Below are 21,917 nucleotides of genomic sequence, written 5' to 3' on the forward strand. Positions count from 1 at the left end.
CACTGCGCCGGTAAACGCTCTCTGCGAGGATGCCTTGGAAACCATTTCCCGGCCGGTTCCCGGCACCGGTGCCCCCGTCGCCGCCGGCGAGTCCTTCGCGACCCTCCTGGGTCAGTGGGCGCGCCGCCTCGGCGACCGGATCGCCGTGACCCACCTCGACCACCGCGACGGCGGAGACGGCCGGGCGGTCACGCTCACCTGGCGCGAGCTCGACGAGCGGGTCGATGCGGTCGCGGCCCGGCTGTCCGAAGTGGCCGGTCCGGGGGAGCGGGCGGCGGTGCTGGCCGGGCAGTCCGCCGGGTACGTCGTCGCGTTCCTCGGTGCGCTGCGGGCGGGACTGGTCGCGGTGCCGCTGTTCGCGCCCGGCCTGCCCGGGCACGCGGGCCGGCTGGCCGCGGCGCTCGCCGACTGCGGCCCGCGCGTCGTGCTGACCACGGCCGGAGAATCCGGGGCGGTCACCCGGTTCCTCGCCGGTTCGCCGGTCGATCCGGTGGTGGTCGACGTCGACTCGGTGCCGTCGGCCGGGCCGCGCGAGTGGCCCGAGCCCGATCCGGACGCCCCGGCGTACCTGCAGTACACGTCCGGGTCGACGCGCTCGCCGGCCGGGGTCGTGCTGACCCACCGCAACGTGCTTGCCAACGCCCGTCAGGCCTGCGCGGCCTACGGCGCGGAAAGCGGGACCACGTCGACGGTCAGCTGGTTGCCGCTGTTCCACGACATGGGGCTGATCCTCGGCATCGGCGCGCCGATGGCCGGCGGGCTGGAGTCGGTCCTGATGGACCCGCTGGCGTTCCTCGAACGGCCCGTGCGCTGGTTGCGGGCCCTCTCGGCCAGCCCGGGCGCGATCAGCGCGGCCCCCAACTTCGCCTACGCCTACTGCGCTTCCCGCGTCACCGAGGCGGACAAGGTCTACCTCGAGCTGAGCCGGGTCGTCTCGCTGATCAACGGCAGCGAGCCGGTGCTGCCGGCGACGATCGCGAAGTTCCACGACGCCTTCGCCGAGTGCGGGCTGCGGCCGGAGGTGCACCGGTCCTCCTACGGGCTGGCCGAGGCCACCGTGCTGGTTTCGGTGACCGACGCGGGGAAACCGCCGCGGCAGATCACCTTCGACCGGGCGCGGCTCGCCGCCGGGTACGCGGAGCCCGCCGTGCCGGGCGCGTCCACCACGACGCTCGTCTCGTGCGGCCGCCCGGCCGGCCAGCGGGTGCGGATCGCCGACCCGGTGACCGGGCGGCCCGCCGGACCGGGCGAGGTCGGCGAAATCCGGGTCAGCGGCCCCAACGTCGGCCGCGGGTACTGGGGCCGGGCGGAAGCGTCGGCGGCCACCTTCGGGCTGCCCCCGCTCGATCCGGAGACCGGCGAGGGCTGGCTGGCGACCGGCGACCTCGGCGTGGTCTTCGACGGCGAGCTGTTCGTCACGGGCCGGCTGAAGGACCTGGTCGTCGTCGACGGCCGCAACCACTACCCCCAGGACATCGAGCAGACCGTCGAGGACCACCCGGCCGTCCGGCCGCATTCGGCCGCGGCCTTCGCGATCGACGGCGCCGACGGGGAAGCCGCGGTGGTCGTCCTCGAACGCGCGAAAGGCAGCGAAACCGACGTCGCCGAGGCCGCCGCGGCCCTGCGGGCGGCGGTGTCGGCCGGCCACGGCCTGCGCCTGCACGACGTCGTCTTCCTGCCGCCGGGCGAGGTACCCCGCACGTCCAGCGGCAAGATCAGCCGCGCCCGGAGCCGGGTGTCCTACCTGGACGGTGCGCTCACCGCGCGGCGGCTCGGATGAGCGCGCCGGACGCCGCGGCGATCCGCGACTGGCTCGTCAGCCGGATCGGCGTCGCCGATGTGGACCGGCCGTTGCACGAAACCGGACTGTCCTCACGGGACGCGACCAGCCTGGCGGCCGACCTCGGCGCGTTCGTCGGCCGCCCGCTCGCCCCGACCCTGGTGTGGCAGTACCCGACGATCACCGCGCTCGCCTCGCACTTGTCCACTATGGATCCGTCGTCGGCGTACGTGCCGCTGGCGGAGGACGGCGAGCCGATCGCGGTCATCGGCCTCGGCTGCCGCCTGCCGGGCGGGATCGAATCCCCGGAAGCGTTCTGGCGGTTCCTCGACGCGGGCGGCGACGGCATCGGCGACGTCCCCGAGGGCCGCTGGGAGACGTTCGCGCCGGCGGAGGACCTCGCCGGCGTGCCGGCACGCGGCGGGTTCCTCGGCGACATCGCCGGGTTCGACGCCGAATTCTTCGGCATCACCCCGCGGGAAGCCGCGGCGATGGACCCGCAGCAGCGGATGCTCCTGGAGGTCGCCTGGGCGGCACTGGAACACGCGGGGATCCCGCCGGCCACGCTGCGCGGCAGCCGGACGGGGGTGTTCGTCGGGCTGTCGGCCACCGAGTACGGCTCGCTGACGATGACCGACGTCGCGGGGGTCGACGTCTGGGCAAGCACCGGCGCGGCGGCGAGCATCGCGGCGAACCGGCTGTCGTACCTGCTCGACCTGCGCGGGCCCAGCCTGACACTGGACACGGCGTGCTCGTCGTCGCTGGTGGCGGTGCACCAGGCGGTGCAGAGCCTGCGCCGCGGCGAAAGCGAGACGGCGCTGGTCGCCGGGGTGAACGTCCTCCTCTCGCCCGGCATCACGGCGGGCTTCCACCGGGCGGGCGTGCTGGCCGCGGACGGTCACTGCAAGCCGTTCGACGCCGCCGCCGACGGAATCGCCCGGGGCGAGGGCTGCGGCGTCGTCGTGCTGAAGCCGCTGCGGGCGGCCCGCGGTGATCGGGTGCTGGCGGTGATCCGCGGCAGCGCGGTGAACTCCGACGGCCGGTCCAACGGCCTGACGGCCCCGAACCCGGACGCCCAGGCGGCCCTGCTGCGCGACGCGTACGCCACGGCGGGCGTCGATCCGTCCTCAGTGGACTACGTCGAGGCGCACGGGACCGGGACACCGCTGGGGGACCCGCTGGAGGCGGGTGCGCTGGCGGCCGTGCTCGGGGCGGGACGGCCGGCGGACCGTCCGCTGCTGCTGGGGTCGGTGAAGAGCAACCTGGGCCACCTCGAAGGCGCGGCCGGGATCGCGGGGCTGCTGAAGGTGGTGCTGGCGATGACGCACCGGCGGGTGCCGCCGAGCCTGCACTTCCGTGCGCCGAACCCGCACATCGACTTCACCGGGCTGCGGGTCGTTTCGGCGGGCACGGACTGGCCGCGCTACTCGGGGACGGCGTGGGCCGGGGTGTCGGCGTTCGGTTTCGGCGGGACGAACGCGCACGTGGTGGTGGAGGAGTGGCCGGCCGTGTCGTTCCCGGTCCGGGCCGGTGACGGTGGTCCGCAGGTGTTCGCGCTGTCGGCCCGGTCGGCGGAAGTGTTGCGTGCGCGGGCGGGCGAGCTGGCGGATTGGCTGGCGGAGGATTCCGCGCCGCTCGACGCGGTCGCGTCGACGCTGGCGCACCGCCGGGAGCACCTGCCGGTGCGCGGGGCGGTGGTCGGGGAGAGCCGCGACGAGGTGGTCGAGGCTCTGCGAGACCTGGCCGCCGGTACCGAACGCCCCCATGTGGCGTCGGAGGCACCCGACGCCGCATCGGGGCGCTGGGGTGAGCGGGGTGTGGTCTTCGTCTTCTCCGGCTATGGCTCGCAGTGGTCCGGCATGGGACGTCAGCTGCTTCGCGCCGAACCCGCGTTCCGGGCCGAAATCGAGGCGCTCGATCCCGTCTTCCGCGCCGAAGCCGGGTTCTCGCTGCGCGACGCGCTCGAGCACGACCTGCCCGACCTCGCCGCGACCCAGCTCGCCCTGTTCGGCGTGCAGCTCGCCCTGGCCGCTCTCTGGCGGGCACACCAGGTCGTGCCCGCCGCCGTGCTCGGGCACTCGATGGGCGAGGTGGCCGCCGCCGTCGTGGCCGGGGCGCTCGACGTCGCCGATGGCCTGAAGGTCATGGCCGCCCGGGCGCGGCTGCTCGCCGAACTCGACGAACGCGGTGGCGGGGCGATGGCCGTCGTCGAGCTCACGGCCGCCGAGCTCGCCGCCTTCCCCGACGTCACCATCGCCGTCTATGCCTCGCCCACCCAGTGCACCATCAGCGGGGCCGCCGACGACGTCGACACCGTGGTCGCGCACGCCGAAAGCCTCGGCCGGCTCGCCCGGCGGCTGCCGGTCGGGGGCGCCGGGCACTCCGCGGCCGTCGAGCCGGTGCTCGGCCCGTTCCGCGACGCGGTGGCGGGGCTGACTCCCGCACCACCGAAAGTCCGGTGCTACAGCAGTGTTCACGACGAGCCGCCGGCCTTCGACGTCGAGTACTGGGCGGCGAACCTGCGCCGTCCGGTGCGGTTCAGCCAGGCCGTGGCCGCGGCGGCCGCCGACGGGCACACCGTCTTCGTCGAAGTCTCGCCGCACCCCGTGGCGCTGGCCGCGCTCGAGCAGTCCGGCGTCTTCGGCCTGCCTTCGGGGAGCCGCCGGATCGACGAGCGGACGGCGTTCCTGACCAGCCTGGCCCGGCTGCACGTCTTCGGTCACCCCGGCGTGCTGGCCGCCCGGCCGCAGACGCCGCCGGTCGAGCTGCCCGGCCCGGTCTGGCGGCACGCGCGCTTCTGGCCGCGCCGGACCGTCCGCACCGCCGGTGCCCACCCGCTGCTCGGCGTGCACATCGAGGACCCCGGCGGCGGGCACCTGTGGCGCGGCGACGTCGGCACGGCCGCGTTGCCGTGGCTGGCCGACCACACCGTCCGGGACGTCCCGGTGTTCCCAGCCACCGGTTTCCTCGAACTCGCGCTCGCCGCGGCCGGTCCGGGCGGCCGCGTCCAGGACCTCGAACTGCACGAAGTCCTCCCGCTCGGCGACCACACCGAGGTGACCACGACGCTCCGGGGCAGCGAGCTGAGTGTCCACACGAGAACCGGGCCGTGGATCCGGCACGCCACCGCGCGGATCGGCACCGGCGGCACGCCGTCGGCACCGTTCGGGGAAACCGCCGGGGAGCCGGTCGACGTCTACCGGGCGCTGGCCGAGCTGGGGCAGTCCTACGGCCCGGCGTTCCGCGGCCTGCGCCGGGTGACCGCCGCGCCCGGGCGCGCGTCGGCGTCGATCGCGCAGCCGGACACCGGTCATCCCGCGTACGTGCTGCATCCCGCGCTCGCCGACGCCTGCCTGCACGCGCTGGCGGCGGCCGTCGGCGAGGCGGACACGCTCTACCTGCCGCTCAGCGTGGGGGAGGTGGTGCTCGCCGGCGACCCCGGCCGCGGCGTGCGGGTGGACGCGGTGCTCAAGGAGTCCGGCGACGGCGTGCTCGGCAGCGTCCAGCTCGTCGACGCCGGCGACGTCGTCCTGGTCGAATTCCGCGACGTCTACTGCCGCCCCTACCGCGACGCGGCGGTGGCCCGGCTGTTGTTCGAGGCGGCCTGGCAGCCGACGCCGCTGCCCGCCGCCCCGGAATTGTCGGTGCCGGCCGGTAGCGTGGAAAACGGGGGGCGCCCCCGCGGGCAGCGCTGGATCGTGCTGTCGGACGACGATCGCGAGTTCGCGGGCGACGACGTCCGGACCGCTCGCCTCGGCGATCGGGCCGAGCTCGCGAAACTCCTGCGCGACGGCGAACCGGCCGCGGTCCTCGCCCTGCTCGGCGCCGCGGCCGAGCCCGATCCCGTGCGCGGGGCGCGGCTGGTCGAGACCCTGGCCGGGGTCGTCGCCGAGCTGGCCGAACTACCCGTGGCGCCGAGGTTGTGGCTGGTGAGCGCCGGCGCGCACGCCGTCGAGCCCGGCGAGCGGGGCGACCCGGCGTTGGCGGCGCTGCGCGGGCTCGTGCGCGTGCTGGCGTTCGAGCACCCCGAACTGAGGGTGAGCCACGTCGACGGGATGGACCGGCTGCGGGACGAGGTCCGCGCGGACGGGCCGGACGACGAAGTCGCCTGGCGCCACGGCGTCCGGTACACGCGGCGCCTGAGCCGTCCTGCCCTCGGCGACCCGGTGCGCGAGCCGGTCCGCGACGGCGCGTACATCATCACCGGCGGCCTCGGCGGCCTGGGCCTGGCCGCGGCGCGGTGGCTGGCCGAGCGGGGCGCGACGCGGCTGGTGCTGAACAGCAGGCACGCCGCCGATCCCGGGCTGGGCCTCGACGTCCGCGTGGTGCCCGGCGACATCGCCGCCCCCGGCACGGCCGAAACCCTGGTCGCGGCGGCCGTCGAAGGAGGCGTGCCGCTTCGCGGGGTGCTGCACGCCGCCGGTGTCCTGGCCGACGGCGCCGCGATCAGCCTCGACGGCGACGCGCTCGACGCGGTCTGGCGGCCGAAGGCGCTGGGCGCGTGGCGGCTGCACGAGGCGACGGCGGGGCACGACCTCGACTGGTGGCTGGTGTATTCCTCGGCGGCGGCGTTGTTCGGATCACCGGGCCAGGCCGCGTACGCGACGGCGAACGCGTGGGCCGACGCGCTCGTCACGTGGCGCCGCGCCCAGGGGCTCCCGGCGGCGACGATCGGCTGGGGCGCGTGGGGCGAGGTCGGTGCGGCGGCCGGCTCGGCCAACCCGGTGCTGGAGCCGCTCGGCACCGAGGAAGCGCTGTCGGCGTTGGAGTTCGTGCTCGCGCGGGACCGGGCGGCGACCGGGGTGGCCCGGGTGGACTCGGGGACGGTGCTGGAGCTGTTCCCGCGGCTGGGGGAGCGGCCGTTCTTCGCGCTCTTCTCACCAAAGCACTCAACGTCTGCCTGGGACGGCCTGGACGCGCTGCGCTCGGGCACCCCGGAGGCGGCCCGCGAGGCGATCGCTGCGCACTTGGCGGGGGTGATCGCGGACCTGCTGGGGTTGGCGGAAGTCGACCGGACGGTACCGCTCACGCGACTGGGGCTGGATTCGCTCTCGGCGATGCGGGCTCGCGGCGCGGTGGAACGGGACTTCGGGGTGCCGTTGCCGATTCAGCTGCTGCTGCGCGGGGCCAGCCTGGGGGAGCTTGCCGCGCACTCGGCCGAGCAGGCGGGCTTCGGGGTGGCTGCGCCGGCCGCCGCGCCGGTCGTCACCGGGCCGCGGGATCCCGCCGAACGGTGGGTCGCCCGGCACTGGCGAGCCGTCCTCGGCGGGCCCGAACCGGGCGTCCACGACCGCTTCGGCGGCGACCCCGCCCAGGCCCGGCAACTCAGGGCGGCCTTCGCCGAGCACCTCACCGACGTCCCCGGCGAAGACCGGCTCTTCGCCACGCCGACCATCGCCGCGATGGCCGATCTCCTGCGCGCCGAGCTCGAAGGCCACGGCGGCGGCCCGGTGCGGCTCCTGCGGGACGGCGTCGGCGGCGAGCCCGTCTTCCTCTTCCACCCCGCCGGCGGCACCGCGAGCGTCTACCGCGAACTCGCCCGGCTGCTCCCCGAAGGCCGGCCCGTCTACGCTTTCGAACGCCTCGACGAAGAGCAGACCGTCGAAGGCAAGGCCGCCCGGTACGCCGAACTCGTCCGGGACATCCAGCCCCACGGCCCCTACCGGCTGGGCGGCTGGTCGTTCGGCGGCTGCCTCGCCTACGAGACCGCGCGGCGGCTGAACGGCGCCGAACTCGTCTTCCTCATCGACACCATCCTGCCGCTGCCCGCCACCGGCGCCCCGGCCGACCAGCTCCTGGACCGCTTCGACCGGTTCGCCGACCACATCTCCCGGACCTACGGCGTCGCCTTCCGGGTGCCCCGCGAGGAACTGGCGGAGCTCGACGAAGACGCTCAGATCCACCGGGTCATGGCCAAGCTCACCGAGCAGGTGCCGGACATGGGCGCCGGCGTCCTCAAGCACCAGTACGAGTCCTATGTGGACGCGCGGGTGGCCGAGCGGTACACGCCGCAAACCTACGACGGGCGGGTGGTCCTGCTGCGCGCGCAGGAACCGCACCCGCTCACCACCACATTGGACCCGCGGTACCTGCGCACCGACGACGCCCTCGGCTGGGACGAGCACTGCCGTGACCTCGAAGTCGTCCGGGTTCCCGGTGATCACGTGTCGATGATCGATCCACCGCACGTGGCGGTGCTGGCCGAACGGCTCGGGGCGGTGGTGCGGTGATGGACGAGCTCACCCCGACCACCGCGTTCCGGATCGCCGATCTCGCCGCCCGGCAGGACGAAGCCGTCCGGATCGCCGAAAAGAAGGCCGTCGACCGGCAGCACGCCAAGGGGAAGCTGACCGCGCGCGAGCGGATCGCGCTGCTGCTGGACCCCGGGTCCTTCGTGGAGGCCGACCAGTTCGCGCGGCACCGGTGCGGCGAGTTCGGGATGGACACGAACCGGCCGTGGGGTGACGGCGTCGTCACCGGGCACGGCACCGTCGACGGGCGGCAGATCTGCGTGTTCTCCCAGGACTTCAGCGTCTTCGGCGGCAGCCTCGGCGAGGTCTCCGGCGAGAAGGTGCTCAAGCTGATGGACCTGGCCATGACCATCGGCTGCCCGGTCGTCGGGATCAACGACTCCGGCGGCGCGCGGATCCAGGAAGGCGTCGTCTCGCTGGCCTACTACGCCGAACTCGGGCGCCGCACCGCGCACGCCTCCGGGGTCATCCCGCAGATCTCGATGATCATGGGCCCGTGCGCCGGCGGTGCCGTCTACGCGCCGGCGATGACCGACTTCACCGTGATGGTCGACGACACCTCGCACATGTTCGTCACCGGCCCGGACGTCGTGCAGGCCGTCACCGGGGAGCACGTCACCGCGCAGGAACTCGGCGGGGCGGCCGTGCAGAGCGAGGTCGCCGGCAACGCCCACCACCGGGCCGTCGACGAGCCGGACGCCGTCGACTGGGTGCAGACGCTGCTCGGGTACCTGCCCGCGAACAACCTCGACCCCGCGCCCGCGTACGCCGACGACACCAGCGCCGGCCTCACCGCCGCCGACCTCGCGCTCGACCGGCTGGTGCCCGACTCGCCGCACCAGACCTACGACATGACCGAGCTGATCGCCGCGCTGGTCGACGACGGCGAGTTCACCGAGGTGCACAGCGGTTTCGCGGCCAACATGCTCTGCGGGTTCGGGCGGGTGCAGGGCCACACCGTCGGGGTCGTCGCCAACCAGCCGCGGCACCAGGCCGGCGTGCTCGACATCGACGCGTCGGAGAAGGCCGCCCGGTTCGTGCGCTTCTGCGACGCCTTTTCCATCCCGCTGCTCACCCTGGCCGACGTCCCCGGCTACCTGCCGGGCACCGACCAGGAACGCGGCGGGATCATCCGCCGCGGCGCCAAGCTGATCTACGCCTACTCCGAAGCGACCGTGCCGAAGGTGACCGTCGTGGTCCGCAAGGCCTACGGCGGCGGCTACGCGGTGATGGGCTCCAAGCACCTCGGCGCCGACGTCGTGCTGGCCTGGCCCACCGCGGAGATCGCGGTGATGGGCGCCGAAGGCGCGGTGCGGGTGCTCTACCGGCGCGAGCTGGCCGGGCTGCCGCCGGAGGAGCGGGAGCCGGCCCGCCGCCGCCTCACCGACGAGTACCGCAAGCGCCACGGCGGCCCCTACCTGGCGGCCGAACGCGGGTACGTCGACCAGGTCGTCACGCCGTCGCAGACCCGCCTCCAGGTGGCTCGGGCCCTGCGGATGCTGCGCACCAAACGCCAGAGCCTGCCGGCCCGGAAACACGGAAACATCCCCCTTTGAGGAGCCCCTATGAAGCGGATCGCCTTGCTGGCGCTGTCCGTCGTCCTCCTGCTCGCCGGTGCCGTGGCGCCCGCACAGGCGAGCCCGGCCGTGGCCGACGACGGCGCGAAGGTCGTCCAGGAGACCTGGGTGGATGCCCGGACGGTCGACCTGCAGATCAGCTCGCCCGCCCTGGGCACCACCGGGATGGTGCGGCTGATCGTGCCGTCCGGGTGGGCGGCGCAACCGGCGCGGACCTGGCCCGTGCTGTTCCTGCTGCACGGCTGCTGCGAGCCGGTCGACTACCGCTCGTGGGACCAGTTCACCGACGTCAAGGCGTTCACCGCGACCAAGGACGCGCTGGTCGTGATGCCGACCGACGGGGCCGCCGGGATGTACACCAAGTGGTGGAACTTCGGCCTCCGGAACACCCCTGACTGGGACACCTTCCACACCGCCGAAGTGCGCCAGATCGTCGAGCGCGGCTACCGCGGCGGCACGCGCCGGGCGGTGGCCGGGCTGTCGATCGGCGGCTACGGCGCGATGGCTTACGCCTTCAAGCACCCGGGGATGTTCGGCGCGGCCGCGTCCTACAGCGGGGTGCCGAACACGCTCTACCCGGGGCTGCCGGTCTGGATCATCGGCATCCTGGCGCGCGGCGGGTTCTTCAACTACCTCGACCTCTGGGGCGACGCGTTCGGCCTGAAGACGATCTGGACGGCCAACAACCCGTACGACCACATCGACCAGCTGCGCGGCACCGCGCTCTACGTCTCCTGCGGCAACGGGCAGACCGGGCCGCTCGACCCGCCGAACCAGGCGGACTTCCTGGAGTCGACGGCGGAGATGTCGTCCCGCAGCTTCACCGACCGCCTGCGGACCGCCGGCATCCCGGTGACCGTCGACTACTACGGGCCCGGCACCCACAGCTGGCCGTACTGGCAGCGGGCCCTGCACCAGTCCTGGCCGGTGCTGGCCGGCGCGCTGGGCCTCCCGGCCTGAGCGCATTCCCCTTTCCCCCGATGGAGGTTGTGGTGAAGCCTGCCCGATGTCGCGCTGTGCTTTCGGCGCTCCTGACCTGCTGCCTGGTGGCGCTGGGTGTCGCGGCGGCGAGTGCGCCCGCCGGAGCGGCGCCGCTGCTGCCCGGGCCGTTCGACGACTCCTTCTACACCCCGCCGTCCCCGCTGCCGGCCGGGAAACCCGGTGACGTCATCCGCTGGCGGCCCACCGTGCCGCTGCTGAACGCGCTGAACGCGGACGCCTGGCAGGTGATGTACCTGTCGACCAACGCGCTCGGGAACCGGAACGCGGTGACCGGGACGATCCTCGTGCCGAAGGGCGTGGACCCGGCCAAGGCGCCGATCGTCGGTTACGCGGTCGGCACGCAGGGGCCGGCGTTCAAGTGCACGGCGTCCAAGGCGATGGAACGCGGCACGCTGTACGACCAGCCCGCCATCAACGACTCGCTGTCCAGCGGCTACGCGGTCGCGGTGACCGACTACGAGGGCTACTCGCCGACGACCGTGCCCACCTACATCACCGGGCAGTCCATGGGTCCCGCCGTGATCGACTCGGTGCGCGCGGCGCAGGACCTCCCGTCCGCCCGGCTTTCGAAGAGCGCCAAGGTGATCTTCCAGGGCTATTCGCAGGGCGGCGGTGGATCGATGTGGGCCGGGGAAAGGCAGCCCGCGTACGCACCCGAACTGAACGTCGTCGGCGTCGTCGCGGGCGGGGTACCGGCCGACCTGACCGAAGTGGCGAAGGGCCTCGACGGGTACCTCGGCTTCGGATTCCTGGCCTTCGCCGCGGTCGGGCTCGACGCCGCGTACCCGGATCTGCGGCTGGATTCCTTCCTCAACGAGACCGGCCGACAGCAATTGGGTGACGCCAAGAAGAACGCGTGTGTTGCCGAACTGCTGCTGAACTATTCGTTCAAGAAGATCAGTGACTACACGACGTCGAACCCCCTGGACACCCCGGTGTGGCAGGCGCGGCTGGCGCAGAACAAGCTGGGTGCCCACCCGCCGCGGGTGCCGGTGTTCCAGTACCACGCGAGTGTCGACGAGATCGTCAACACCCCGCAGGCGGAAACGCTGCACCGGGCGTACTGCGCGGCCGGGGTGCGCGAGCAGTGGACCACCTACCTGGCCGACCACGCCACCGGGATCCTCGCCGGCAACGCCGACGCGCACCAGTGGATCGTGAAGCGGTTCAACGGGGATCCGGCTCCGGCGAACTGCTGAGGAAATCCGGGCGGCCACCTCGGAGAACCCGAGGTGGCCGCCCGCGCTCCGTCAGACCTTGCCCGCGGCGAAGGCGGCCGCGTCGTTGGCGTCGCCGCCGTAGCTCAGGTGCGCCAGGATGTTGAAGCCGCCCGCCTGGCAGATCGGGTCGCCCAAGGCGCAGTAGTCCTTGGTGCGGCTCTGGTAGGTGCCGGTGACCGAGCGGCCGATCGCGCGGATCGGGTTGCCGAACAACAGGATCGCCGCGATCCGGGGCGCCAGGTCCGCCGGGATGGTCGCGGCGATCGGGCCGCCGACGACCGCGCCGGCGCTGCTGATGCCGATCGAGTTGTCGACGACGTTGGCGCCCTGGGAGTAGCCGACGAGGACGAACCGCTGCGACGGGCAGGCCGCGGCCTGCGTCCGCACGTGGTTGACCAGGTCGGTGTTGCCCTTCTGCACCGAGGCCGGCTGGCCGAGGTCGGCCGGGTAGTCGACGCGGTAGCTGCTCACCGACCGCGGGCGCAGCCGGTTCTGCACGGCCGAGAACACCGGGTCGCCGACGATGAGGCCGAGCGTGCCGGGTTCGCCGGTGCCGCGGGCCACCGGGACGTCGATGTCGGTGCACGGCGCCGCCGAAGCGGCGGGCGCGGCGGCCACGGTGAGCCCGGCGACGGCGAACCCGACGGCGGCCGCAGCGGAAAACAAGCGCTTCTGGGGGACGCGAATCATGGCTGATCACACCTCGTTGTGGGAAAAGGGGTCGGCAAGCGCTTTCCGCGGGGGACGGAAATGCGTGCGACGCTTGCGGTGATTCGCAGCGTCGCAGTGGTAGCCGGACCCGGCAAGAGGTGTTTCCCGGGAACGCCGGGAATTGTTCAGCCGGTGACAAACGGTCCGATGTGGACGCTCAGGTGGCGCACTGCCCGGCCGGGCGCGGGGTGTCGAGGCGGTCCAGCAGCGCCGGATCCAGCCCGCGCAGCGCGGCCATGACGAACCCGGTGGCCAGTTCCCCGGCGGCGATCGGGTCGAGGCCGGGGGAGTGGGACACGTGCATCGCGGCCCGCCCGACCAGGCCGACCATCATCTCGCCGAGCAGGTCCGCGCCGGGGCCGGCCGGGCGCCCGTGCGTGCGCAGGTGGTCGCGCACCTGCCCGATCACGTGGGTGGCGATGGAGTCGGCCAGCGCGCGGCGTTCGTTCGACATCTCGTCGACGGCCGAGTCGAACAGCAGCCGGAAGCTTTCCGGGTGGGCTCCGGCGTAGCCGAACATGGCCATCACCGAGAGCCGGACGCGCTCTTCGAGGGGGCGCGCGTTCGCCGTTTCGTACGCGCTGATCACCCAGGCGCGCAACGCGGCGACCTCCCGGCGGACCGTGGTGCGGAAAAGGGCGGCCTTGTCGCCGAAATGCGCGTAGAGGGTGGGCTTGGTGGAATCGGCGCGGTCGGCGATCAGGCCCATCGTGGCCTGGGCGTAGCCCCGCTCGGCGAACACCGCGCGGGCGGCGTCGAGCAACTCGTCGTCGGTGGGCCGGGCGGCCGGGCTGCGGCGAGCGCTGGATCGATCAGGAGGACTCTGCCGGCTCATGGAGGTGTACTGTACGGACTCCTTGCTTTACTGTCCGGTAAAGCAAGGTCCGTCGCCTCCTTCCGGTGGAGGAACCCTGGTGCCCCGCGACAGTGCTCGGCAACCCGTCCCGGCTCCCCGCGATGCCGTCGAAGAAGTTGTCCGGCGGAGGGAGCTCGCCGCACTCATGCGGCCGGCGCTCCCGGCACTGGTGGACGGGATCGTCCGGGAGATCCTGCGGGCGGTCCCCGTCTACGCCCGGACAGGGGACGGGTCCTACGGCCGCCGGACCCGGCACGGTGTCGAGTGCGCTGTCGAGCTCTTCGTCGACCTGGTCGAGGACCCGCTGGCCTCCCGCGACCGGCTGTACGAGACGTGCCGCCGGCTCGGCGCGGGGGAGGCGCGCGAGGGCCGCACCCTCGACGACCTGCAGGCGGCCTACCGCGTCGGCACCCGGGTCGGCTGGCGCTGGATCATGCGGCTGGGCCGGCGGCACCGGCTGTCCTCCGCCGTGATGGCGCAGCTGGCCGAAATGCTCTTCGGCTACGCGGACGAGCTCGCCCGGATGTCGAGCCGGGGGCACCGCGAGGCGTGGGCGGAGATCGAGGGCACGCGGTCGGGCCTGCGCAAGCGGCTGCTGCGCCTGCTGACCGGACCGGGCACCATCCCGGACGCCGTCCTCGCCGAACTCGCGGACGCGGCGGGCTGGCCGGTGCCGCAGGCGGTGGCGGCGGTCGCCGCCGAAACGACCGTGAGCACCACGTGGGGGTCCGACGTCCTCGCCGACCTCGACCCACCGCAGCCCTACCTGCTGCTCCCCGCCCCGGTGGACGCCCGGGCCCTGACCCGGCTCGGCACGCGCGTCGCGGTCGGGCCGCCGACCGACCTCGGCGCGGCGGCGCATTCCCTGCGCTGGGCGCGGACGGCGTTGCGGCTGGTGGCGGACGGATCGCTCCCGGACGCGCCGGTGACGTGGTGCACCGACCACCTGACGGACCTGTGGCTGCTGTCGGACTCGCCGCTGGCCGAGCAGGTCGCCCGGCAGGAACTGGCCCCGCTCGGGCAGTTCCCGGAGCGGACGCGCCGCCGGCTGGGCGAGACTCTGCTGTCCTGGCTGCAGAACGGCGGCAACTCCGAGAAGATCGCGGTCGACCTGTCGGTGCACCCGCAGACGGTCCGCTACCGCGTGCGCCAGCTGAAGCAGGCCTTCGGTGCTCGCCTCGACGATCCCGACGCCCGGTTCGCCATGCAGGCCGCGCTACGCGCCTCGGGGCTGCGGACCGCCCGGAACGAGTTCTCCCCGCCCGAGGAGTAGGAGGCTTCCCCACACGGCTCCCGACCTTGTCCCCAGCGAGAACATGTTCTAGTTTTGGGGGCGAAAGGTGGTGTGCCGGTGAAGACGGAGCTGGGCCTGGCCGGGACGGTGGTCCTGGTCACCGGAGGCGTCCGCGGCGTCGGCCGGGGCATCGCCGACGTGTTCCTCGCGCACGGTGCCCGGGTCGTGGTGTGTGCGCGGCGGGAGGCGCCGACCCCGGCGGAGTTCGTCGCGTGCGATGTCCGCGACGAGACGCAGGTCGCCTCGCTGGTCGAGGGGATCGTCGAGCGGCACGGGCGCCTGGACGTGGTGGTCAACAACGCGGGTGGGGCGCCGTATGTGCCGGCCGCGGAGGCGTCGCCGCGCCTGCACGAGAAGGTCGTGCAGCTGAATCTCCTGGCTCCGCTGCTGGTCGCGCAGCACGCCAACGCGGTGATGCAGCGGCAGGAAACCGGCGGCTCGATCGTGATGATCTCCAGCGTCAGCGGCACACGTCCGTCGCCGGGAACCGCGGCCTACGGCGCCGCGAAGGCCGGGCTGGACAACCTGACGGCGAGCCTGGCGGTGGAGTGGGCGCCGAATGTCCGGGTCAACGCGCTCGACGTCGGGATGGTCCGGACCGAGCAGGCGCACCTGCACTACGGGAGTGAGGCGGCGGTCGAGGCGGTGGGGAAGACCGTGCCGCTGGGCCGGCTGGCCGAGCCCGAAGAGGTGGGGCACTGCGCCGCGTTCCTGGCTTCCGGGCTGGCTTCCTATGTTTCCGGCGCGACTCTGCGCGTGCACGGCGGAGGTGAGGTCCCGGCGTTCCTCGCCGCGGCCGACGTCAACCATCGGGAGGATTCGTGAGCGGGTTGTGCCAGGGCCGGGTGGTCGTGGTGACCGGTGCCGGGCGGGGCATCGGGCGGGCGCACGCCTTGGCGTTCGCGGCCGAAGGGGCGTCGGTGGTGGTGAACGACGTGGACGCCGACGCGGCCGCGGAAGTCGTCGAGGCCATCGGTGAGCGGGCGGTCGCGAACACCTCGGATGTGGCCGATTGGGCCGGGGCGCGTGAGCTGATCGGCACGGCCGTCGAGCACTTCGGGCGCCTGGACGTGCTGGTGAACAACGCGGGCTTTCTCCGGGACCGGATGCTGGTCAACCTCGGCGAGGACGAGTGGGACGCGGTGATCCGGGTGCACCTCAAGGGCCACTTCGCGCCGTTGCGGCATGCGGCGGAGCATTGGCGTGCCGAAGCCAAAGCCGGGCGGACGCCGAGCGCACGGGTGATCAACACGAGTTCGGGTGCCGGGTTGCTCGGCAGCGTCGGGCAGGGGAACTACTCGGCGGCGAAGGCGGGGATCGCCGGGCTGACGGTCGTGGCCGCCGCCGAACTGGCCCGCTACGGCATCACCGTGAACGCGATCGCGCCGGCCGCCCGCACCCGGATGACCGAAGGGGTGTTCGCGTCGATGGCCCGGCCGGACACCGGCTTCGACGCGATGGCGCCGGAGAACGTCTCGCCGCTGGTCGTGTGGCTGGGCAGCGAGGAGTCCGGGCCCGTCACCGGGCGGGTGTTCGAGGTCGAGGGCGGCAAGGTTTCCCTGGCCCAGGCGTGGCGGCACGGCCCGGTCGTGGACAAGGGCGAGCGGTGGGACCCGGCCGAGCTGGGCCCGGTGGTGAAGGACCTGCTCGAGCAGGCGCCCGAGCCCGAACCCGTCTACGGAGCGAGCTGATGGGCGTCCTGACCGAACGCGACGGGCACATCGAGGTCGTCACCGTCGATTTCCCGCCGGTGAACGCGCTGCCCGTGCAGGGCTGGTTCGACCTCGCCGACGCGATCACCCAGGCCGGGCGCGACCCGGACGTGCACGTCGTGATCCTGCGCGCGGAGGGCCGCGGGTTCAACGCCGGGGTGGACATCAAGGAGATCCAGCGCAGCGAGGGCTATGACGCTCTGGTCGGCGCCAACCGCGGCTGCTACGCGGCTTTCGGTGCCGTCTACGACTGCGAGGTTCCGGTCGTCGCCGCGGTGCACGGCTTCTGCCTCGGCGGCGGGATCGGGCTGGTGGGCAACGCGGACGTCATCATCGCCTCCGAAGACGCGACCTTCGGCGTGCCGGAAGTCGAGCGGGGCGCACTCGGCGCGGCCACGCACCTCGCCCGGCTGGTGCCGCAGCATCTGATGCGCACGCTGTACTTCACGGCTCGCAAGATCACCGCGGCCGAGCTGCACGCGCACGGGTCGGTCTACCAGGTCGTACCCCGGGCGGACCTCGACGAGGCGGCCCTGGAAGTCGCGCGGGACATCGCGAAGAAGGACCCGCGGGTGATCCGGGCGGCGAAAGAGGCGTTGAACGGGATCGACACCCAGCAGGTGCACCGCAGCTACCGCTTCGAGCAGGGCTTCACGTTCGAGTTGAACCTGCTGGGGGCGTCCGACGAGGCTCGCGAGGAGTTCTTGAATGGCCGATAAGCGCATGACCGTCGACGAGGTGGCGGGCGAGCTGAAGGACGGCATGACCATCGGGATCGGCGGCTGGGGTTCCCGGCGCAAGCCGATGGCCCTGGTCCGCGCCATCCTCCGCACGCCGGTGCAGGACCTGACCGTCGTCTCCTACGGCGGCCCGGACGTCGGCCTGCTGTGTGCGGCGGGCAAGGTCAAGCGGGTCGTGTTCGGGTTCGTCACCTTGGATTCGATCCCGTACGACCCGTGGTTCGGCCGGGCGCGGGAGACCGGCGCGATCGAGGTGACCGAGTACGACGAGGGCATGTTCGGCACGGCCCTGTCCGCGGCGATGCAACGGCTGCCGTTCCTGCCCACCCGGGCGGGGCTCGGGTCCGAAGTCATGCGCGCCAACCCGCGGCTGCGCACCGTGCGTTCGCCCTACGACGACGGTGAGGAGCTGGTCGCGGTCCCCGCGCAGCACCTCGACGTGGCGCTGGTCCACCTCAACCGGGCCGATGCCCGCGGCAACGCCCAGTACCTCGGCCCCGACCCGTACTTCGACCAGTTGTTCGCCTTGGCGGCCGAGCGGTGTTTCGTGTCGGTGGAAAAGGTGGTGGAGACGGCCGAGCTGACCTCCGGTGGGCCGGTGCAGTCGTTGCTCCTCAACCGCGGTGCGGTGGCCGGGGTGGTGGAGTCCCCGCGCGGGGCGCACTTCACCACGGCCGTGCCGGATTACGGCCGCGACGAGCGGTTCCAGCGGCACTACGCGGCCTGCGCCAAGGACCTCGACACCTGGCCGGGGTTCGTGGACCGGTTCCTCTCGGGGGACGAGACGCGGTATCTGTCCGAAGTGGACAAATTCGAGGCGGAGGCGGCATGAGCGCGACCCGGGCCGAGATCGTCGTGGTGGCCATGGCCGAGGTCTTCCGCGGCGACGGCGAACTCCTGGCCAGTCCCATGGGCCTGGTCCCGCAGCTGGGCGCGAAACTCGCCCGGCTGACCTTCGAGCCGGACCTGCTGCTGTCCGACGGCGAAGCCCACCTGGTCACCACCGACGGCGTCGTCGAGGGCTGGCAGCCGTTCCGCACGATGCTGGACACGATCGTCCCGCACGGCCGCCGGCACGTCGTGATGGGCGCGAACCAGATCGACCGGTACGGCAACCAGAACATCTCCGCCATCGGCGACCACGCCCGCCCGAAGAAGCAGCTGCTGGGCGTGCGGGGCGCGCCGGGCAACACGGTCAACCACCGCACCAGCTACTGGGTACCCCGGCACAGCACCCGGGTGTTCGTCGAGAGCGTGGACGTCGTGTCGGGGGTCGGGTACGACAACGCGGCCAAAGCCGGTGCGTCGGCGCAGAAGTACCACGACGTCCACCGGGTGGTGAGCAACCTCGGGGTGTTCGGCTTCGGTGGCCTGGACCACGCGATGCGGGCGGTGTCGCTGCACCCCGGCGTCACCCGGGAAGAGGTGTCGGCGGCGACCGCTTTCGCGATCGACTTCTCCGACGCCGGAACCAGCCGCGAGCCGACCGAAGAGGAACTGCGGCTGATCCGCGAAATCGACCCGAAGAACCTGCGGGACAAGGAAGTTCCGGCGTGAAGACCGCGCTCACCCGGCTGGCCGGGGTCGAGCACCCCGTCGTGCAGACCGGGATGGGCTGGGTCGCCGGTCCCCGGCTGGTGTCGGCGACGGCCGAAGCGGGCGCGCTGGGCATCCTCGCCTCCGCCACGATGACCTTCGGCGAGCTGGAAGCGGCGATCGCCGAGGTCAAGAAGCGCACGGAGAAGCCGTTCGGGGTGAACCTCCGCGCCGACGCGGCCGACGCAGGTGCGCGCGTCGACCTGCTGATCCGCGAAGGCGTGAAGGTCGCTTCGTTCGCACTCGCGCCGCGGAAGGAGATGATCGCGAAACTGCGGGACCACGGGATCGTCGTGATCCCGTCGGTCGGGGCCGCCCGGCACGCCGAGAAGGTCGCCGCCTGGGGCGCGGACGCCGTCATCGTCCAAGGCGGCGAAGGCGGCGGGCACACCGGGGGCGTCGCCACCACGCTGCTGCTCCCGAGCGTGCTGGACACCGTCGACATCCCGGTCGTCGCGGCCGGCGGGTTCTTCGACGGCCGCGGCCTCGCCGCCGCACTGGCCTACGGTGCGGCCGGGGTCGCGATGGGCACCCGGTTCCTGCTGAGCAAGGAAAGCACCGTCCCCGACGAGGTCAAGCGCCTCTACCTCGAGCAGGGGCTCACCGGGACGGTCGTCACCAAGCGGGTCGACGGCCTCCCGCACCGCGTCCTGCGCACCGAGCTGGTCGACAGGCTCGAACGCACCGGCCGGATCCGCGGCCTCGCCCAAGCCGCCCGCAACGCCCTGCGCTTCCGGAATATCACCGGACTGTCCCCGGTTGCGATGCTGCGAGAGGGCTTCGCGATGAAGCACGGCAACGATCTGACCTGGAGCCAGCTGGTCATGGCGGCCAACACCCCGATGCTGCTGCGGGCGGGACTGGTCGACGGCCGGACGGACGCCGGAGTGCTAGCGTCGGGACAGGTGGTGGGCATGATCCACGACCTGCCCACGGTGGCGCAGATCGTCGAGGGCGCAGTGGCCGAGGCGGGTGAGATCCTGCGGCGGCTCGGCCGGGAAACGGGAGGATGAGCGGTGGCTTTGAAGGTCGGGTACAAGGCGTCTGCGGAGCAGTTCGGGCCGCGGGACCTGGTCGAGTACGCGGTGCGCGCCGAAGAGGTGGGCCTGGACTCGGTGTGGGTGTCCGATCACTTCCTGCCGTGGCGGCACGAGGGCGGCCACGCGCCGTTCGCGCTGGCCTGGATGCCGGCGGTCGCCGAGCGGACCAAGCGGGTGCAGATCGGGACGAGCGTGCTGACCCCGACGTTCCGGTACAACCCGGCGGTGATCGCGCAGGCGTTCGCGACGATGTCGCTGCTGTCGAACGGCCGCATGATCCTCGGCGTCGGCACCGGTGAGGCGCTGAACGAGATCGCCGTCTCCGGGCGGGAGTGGCCGGAGTTCAAGGAGCGCTTCGCCCGGCTGCGGGAGTCGATCAAGCTGATCCGCGAGCTGTGGACCAGCGACAACGTGAACTTCGAGGGTGACTACTACCAGCTGGTGAACGCGAAGATCTACGACCGGCCGGAGCAGCCGGTGCCGATCTACGTCGCCGCGGGCGGCCCGGTGGTCGCGAAGTACGCGGGCCGGTCGGGTGACGGGTTCATCTGCACTTCGGGCAAGGGCATGGACCTCTACACCGAGAAGCTGATGCCCGCCGTCAAGGAAGGCGCGGAGGCGGCCGAGAAGACCGTCGAGGACGTCGACCGGACGATCGAGATCAAGATGTCCTACGACCGCGACCACGAGAAGGCCCTGGAGAACACCCGGTTCTGGGCGCCGCTGTCGCTGACGGCGGAGCAGAAGCACACGGTGTCCTCGGCCGAGGAGATGGAACGGCTGGCCGACGAGCTGCCGATCGAGCAGGTGGCCAAGCGCTGGATCGTGGCGTCGGACCCGGACGAGGCGGTGGCCCAGATCAAGCCGTACCTCGACGCCGGGCTCAACCACCTCGTCTTCCACGGCCCGGGTCACGACCAGGAACGCTTCCTGACCCAGTTCTCCGAGGACGTGCTCCCGAAGCTGCGCGCTCTCGGCTGATCAGAGCCGTTCGATGATGGTGACGTTGGCGGTGCCGCCGCCTTCGCACATCGTCTGCAGCCCGTAACGACCTCCGCGGCGCTCCAGCTCGTGCAGGAGCGTGGCGAGGAGCTTGGTGCCGGTGGCCCCGATCGGGTGGCCGAGGGCGATCCCGCCCCCGTTCACGTTGACCCGGCCGGGGTCCGCGCCGGTCTCGTCCAGCCACGCCAGGACGACGCTGGCGAACGCCTCGTTGACCTCGAACAGGTCGATGTCGTCGACCGTGAGCCCGGCGTTCCGGAGCGCGTGGGCCGTCGCCGGGATCGGCCCGGTCAGCATCCAGACCGGGTCGGCCGCGCGCACCGACAGGTGATGGATCCGGGCCCGCGGCCGCAGGCCGTGCTCGTCGACGAACGACGCGGACGCCAGCAGCGCCGCGCTCGCGCCGTCGGAGATCTGGCTGGCCACCGCCGCCGTCAGCCGCGAACCCTCGCTCAGCGGCTTCAGCCCGCGCATCCGGTCCAGGGACGTGTCCCGGCGCGGGCCTTCGTCGTGCCGGAAGTCCTCGACCGGCACGATCTCGGCATCGAACCGGCCCTCGTCGATGGCGGAGACGGCCCGCTGGTGACTGCGCAGCGCGTACTCCTCCATGTCCGCGCGGCTGATGTCCCAGTGCTCGGCGATCATTTCGGCGCTGCGGAACTGCGAGATCTCGGCGCTGCCGTAGCGCTCCTGCCAGCCCTTCGAGCCGGAGAACGGGTCGTCGAAGCCGTACTCGCGGCCGGCCAGCATCGCCGCGCTGATCGGGATGCGGCTCATGTTCTGCACGCCCCCGGCCAGCACCAGGTCCTGCGTGCCCGACATGACGGCTTGGGCGGCGAAGTGGACGGCCTGCTGGCTGGACCCGCACTGCCGGTCGACGGTCACCCCGGGCACGTGGTCACCGAACCCGGCCGCGAGCCAGGCGGTACGCGCGATGTTGCCGGACTGGGGGCCGAGGGTGTCGGTGCAGCCGAGGATGACGTCGTCGACCAGGTCCGGATCGACGCCGGCGCGCTCGACGACGGCCTTGATGACGTGCGCGCCGAGGTCGGCCGAGTGCCACCCGGACAGTGCGCCGCCGCGCCGGCCGACCGGGGTGCGGACGGCGTCGAGCAGGAAGGCTTCGGGCACGGGAG

16 protein-coding genes are annotated in these 21,917 nt (G+C 72.8%); 13 read left to right on the top strand and 3 right to left on the bottom strand.

All coding sequences use genetic code 11. From position 1 onward, the window contains the following. Positions 1–34: 34 nt before the first annotated feature. Genes H5965_RS36015 through H5965_RS36035 form a run of 5 tightly spaced genes read left to right on the top strand, consistent with a single transcriptional unit; the run spans position 35 to position 11,809 of the window. Positions 35–1,780, top strand: a complete 1,746-nt coding sequence (locus tag H5965_RS36015) for a fatty acyl-AMP ligase (RefSeq protein WP_310975446.1) — start codon at positions 35–37, stop codon at positions 1,778–1,780. Beyond that, entirely contained in the window at positions 1,777–8,010 is a 6,234-nt protein-coding gene (locus H5965_RS36020; RefSeq protein WP_310975448.1) for a polyketide synthase, read from the top strand. Before H5965_RS36015 ends, H5965_RS36020 begins: the two co-directional genes overlap by 4 nt. Beyond that, positions 8,010–9,587, top strand: coding sequence for an acyl-CoA carboxylase subunit beta (locus tag H5965_RS36025; protein WP_310975449.1), 1,578 nt, complete (start codon positions 8,010–8,012; stop codon positions 9,585–9,587). Before H5965_RS36020 ends, H5965_RS36025 begins: the two co-directional genes overlap by 1 nt. A 9-nt stretch (positions 9,588–9,596) precedes the next feature. Further along, positions 9,597–10,568 (top strand): alpha/beta hydrolase family protein, encoded by a 972-nt coding sequence (locus H5965_RS36030; RefSeq protein WP_310975450.1) that lies wholly within the window; start codon positions 9,597–9,599, stop codon positions 10,566–10,568. A 56-nt stretch (positions 10,569–10,624) separates the two neighbouring features. After that, positions 10,625–11,809, top strand: coding sequence for a lipase family protein (locus H5965_RS36035; protein ID WP_310975451.1), 1,185 nt, complete (start codon positions 10,625–10,627; stop codon positions 11,807–11,809). A gap of 51 nt (positions 11,810–11,860) precedes the next feature. Here the strand turns inward: H5965_RS36035 and H5965_RS36040 are convergent, their stop codons facing one another. Further along, entirely contained in the window at positions 11,861–12,520 is a 660-nt protein-coding gene (locus H5965_RS36040; protein WP_310975453.1) for a cutinase family protein, read from the bottom strand. A gap of 178 nt (positions 12,521–12,698) precedes the next feature. Continuing rightward, positions 12,699–13,376 (bottom strand): TetR/AcrR family transcriptional regulator, encoded by a 678-nt coding sequence (locus H5965_RS36045; protein WP_310975455.1) that lies wholly within the window; start codon positions 13,374–13,376, stop codon positions 12,699–12,701. A 166-nt stretch (positions 13,377–13,542) separates the two neighbouring features. Here H5965_RS36045 and H5965_RS36050 point away from each other — a divergent pair, with 166 nt between their 5' ends. The 8 genes from H5965_RS36050 (at position 13,543) to fgd (ending at position 20,760) form a co-directional block, all read left to right on the top strand. Then, positions 13,543–14,670 carry a helix-turn-helix domain-containing protein gene (locus H5965_RS36050; protein ID WP_310975457.1) on the top strand — a complete coding sequence of 376 codons (1,128 nt, stop codon included), beginning with the start codon at positions 13,543–13,545 and terminating at the stop codon, positions 14,668–14,670. Positions 14,671–14,748: 78 nt separating this feature from the next. Beyond that, positions 14,749–15,516, top strand: coding sequence for an SDR family oxidoreductase (locus H5965_RS36055; protein ID WP_310975459.1), 768 nt, complete (start codon positions 14,749–14,751; stop codon positions 15,514–15,516). Then, positions 15,513–16,382, top strand: coding sequence for an SDR family oxidoreductase (locus H5965_RS36060; protein WP_310975460.1), 870 nt, complete (start codon positions 15,513–15,515; stop codon positions 16,380–16,382). Before H5965_RS36055 ends, H5965_RS36060 begins: the two co-directional genes overlap by 4 nt. Beyond that, positions 16,382–17,122: an enoyl-CoA hydratase family protein gene (locus tag H5965_RS36065; protein WP_310975462.1), complete on the top strand. Its 741-nt coding sequence runs from the start codon at positions 16,382–16,384 to the stop codon at positions 17,120–17,122. The genes H5965_RS36060 and H5965_RS36065 overlap by 1 nt, the downstream gene beginning before the upstream one ends. Next, a complete protein-coding gene (locus H5965_RS36070) occupies positions 17,112–17,975 on the top strand; it encodes a CoA-transferase (RefSeq protein WP_310975464.1) in 864 nt (287 codons plus the stop codon). Before H5965_RS36065 ends, H5965_RS36070 begins: the two co-directional genes overlap by 11 nt. After that, a complete protein-coding gene (locus tag H5965_RS36075; protein ID WP_310975465.1) occupies positions 17,972–18,700 on the top strand; it encodes a CoA-transferase in 729 nt (242 codons plus the stop codon). Before H5965_RS36070 ends, H5965_RS36075 begins: the two co-directional genes overlap by 4 nt. Continuing rightward, complete coding sequence (locus tag H5965_RS36080; protein ID WP_310975466.1) at positions 18,697–19,752, top strand: nitronate monooxygenase; 1,056 nt, start codon at positions 18,697–18,699, stop codon at positions 19,750–19,752. Before H5965_RS36075 ends, H5965_RS36080 begins: the two co-directional genes overlap by 4 nt. A 3-nt stretch (positions 19,753–19,755) precedes the next feature. Beyond that, positions 19,756–20,760, top strand: coding sequence for a glucose-6-phosphate dehydrogenase (coenzyme-F420) (gene fgd, locus H5965_RS36085; RefSeq protein WP_310975468.1), 1,005 nt, complete (start codon positions 19,756–19,758; stop codon positions 20,758–20,760). Here fgd and H5965_RS36090 read toward each other — a convergent pair whose 3' ends face one another. Continuing rightward, entirely contained in the window at positions 20,761–21,912 is a 1,152-nt protein-coding gene (locus tag H5965_RS36090; protein WP_310975470.1) for an acetyl-CoA C-acetyltransferase, read from the bottom strand. Positions 21,913–21,917 lie beyond the last annotated feature (5 nt).

This window comes from Amycolatopsis sp. 505 (assembly GCF_031625235.1).
Lineage (GTDB): Bacteria > Actinomycetota > Actinomycetes > Mycobacteriales > Pseudonocardiaceae > Amycolatopsis.

Coding starts and splice junctions, on each gene's coding strand:
- H5965_RS36020 (WP_310975448.1), top strand. CDS start 1,777: ATGAGCGCGCCGGACGCCGCGGCGATCCGCGACTGGCTCGTCAGCCGG.
- H5965_RS36025 (WP_310975449.1), top strand. CDS start 8,010: ATGGACGAGCTCACCCCGACCACCGCGTTCCGGATCGCCGATCTCGCC.
- H5965_RS36030 (WP_310975450.1), top strand. CDS start 9,597: ATGAAGCGGATCGCCTTGCTGGCGCTGTCCGTCGTCCTCCTGCTCGCC.
- H5965_RS36040 (WP_310975453.1), bottom strand. CDS start 12,520: ATGATTCGCGTCCCCCAGAAGCGCTTGTTTTCCGCTGCGGCCGCCGTC.
- H5965_RS36045 (WP_310975455.1), bottom strand. CDS start 13,376: ATGAGCCGGCAGAGTCCTCCTGATCGATCCAGCGCTCGCCGCAGCCCG.
- H5965_RS36050 (WP_310975457.1), top strand. CDS start 13,543: ATGCGGCCGGCGCTCCCGGCACTGGTGGACGGGATCGTCCGGGAGATC.
- H5965_RS36065 (WP_310975462.1), top strand. CDS start 16,382: ATGGGCGTCCTGACCGAACGCGACGGGCACATCGAGGTCGTCACCGTC.
- H5965_RS36070 (WP_310975464.1), top strand. CDS start 17,112: ATGGCCGATAAGCGCATGACCGTCGACGAGGTGGCGGGCGAGCTGAAG.
- H5965_RS36075 (WP_310975465.1), top strand. CDS start 17,972: ATGAGCGCGACCCGGGCCGAGATCGTCGTGGTGGCCATGGCCGAGGTC.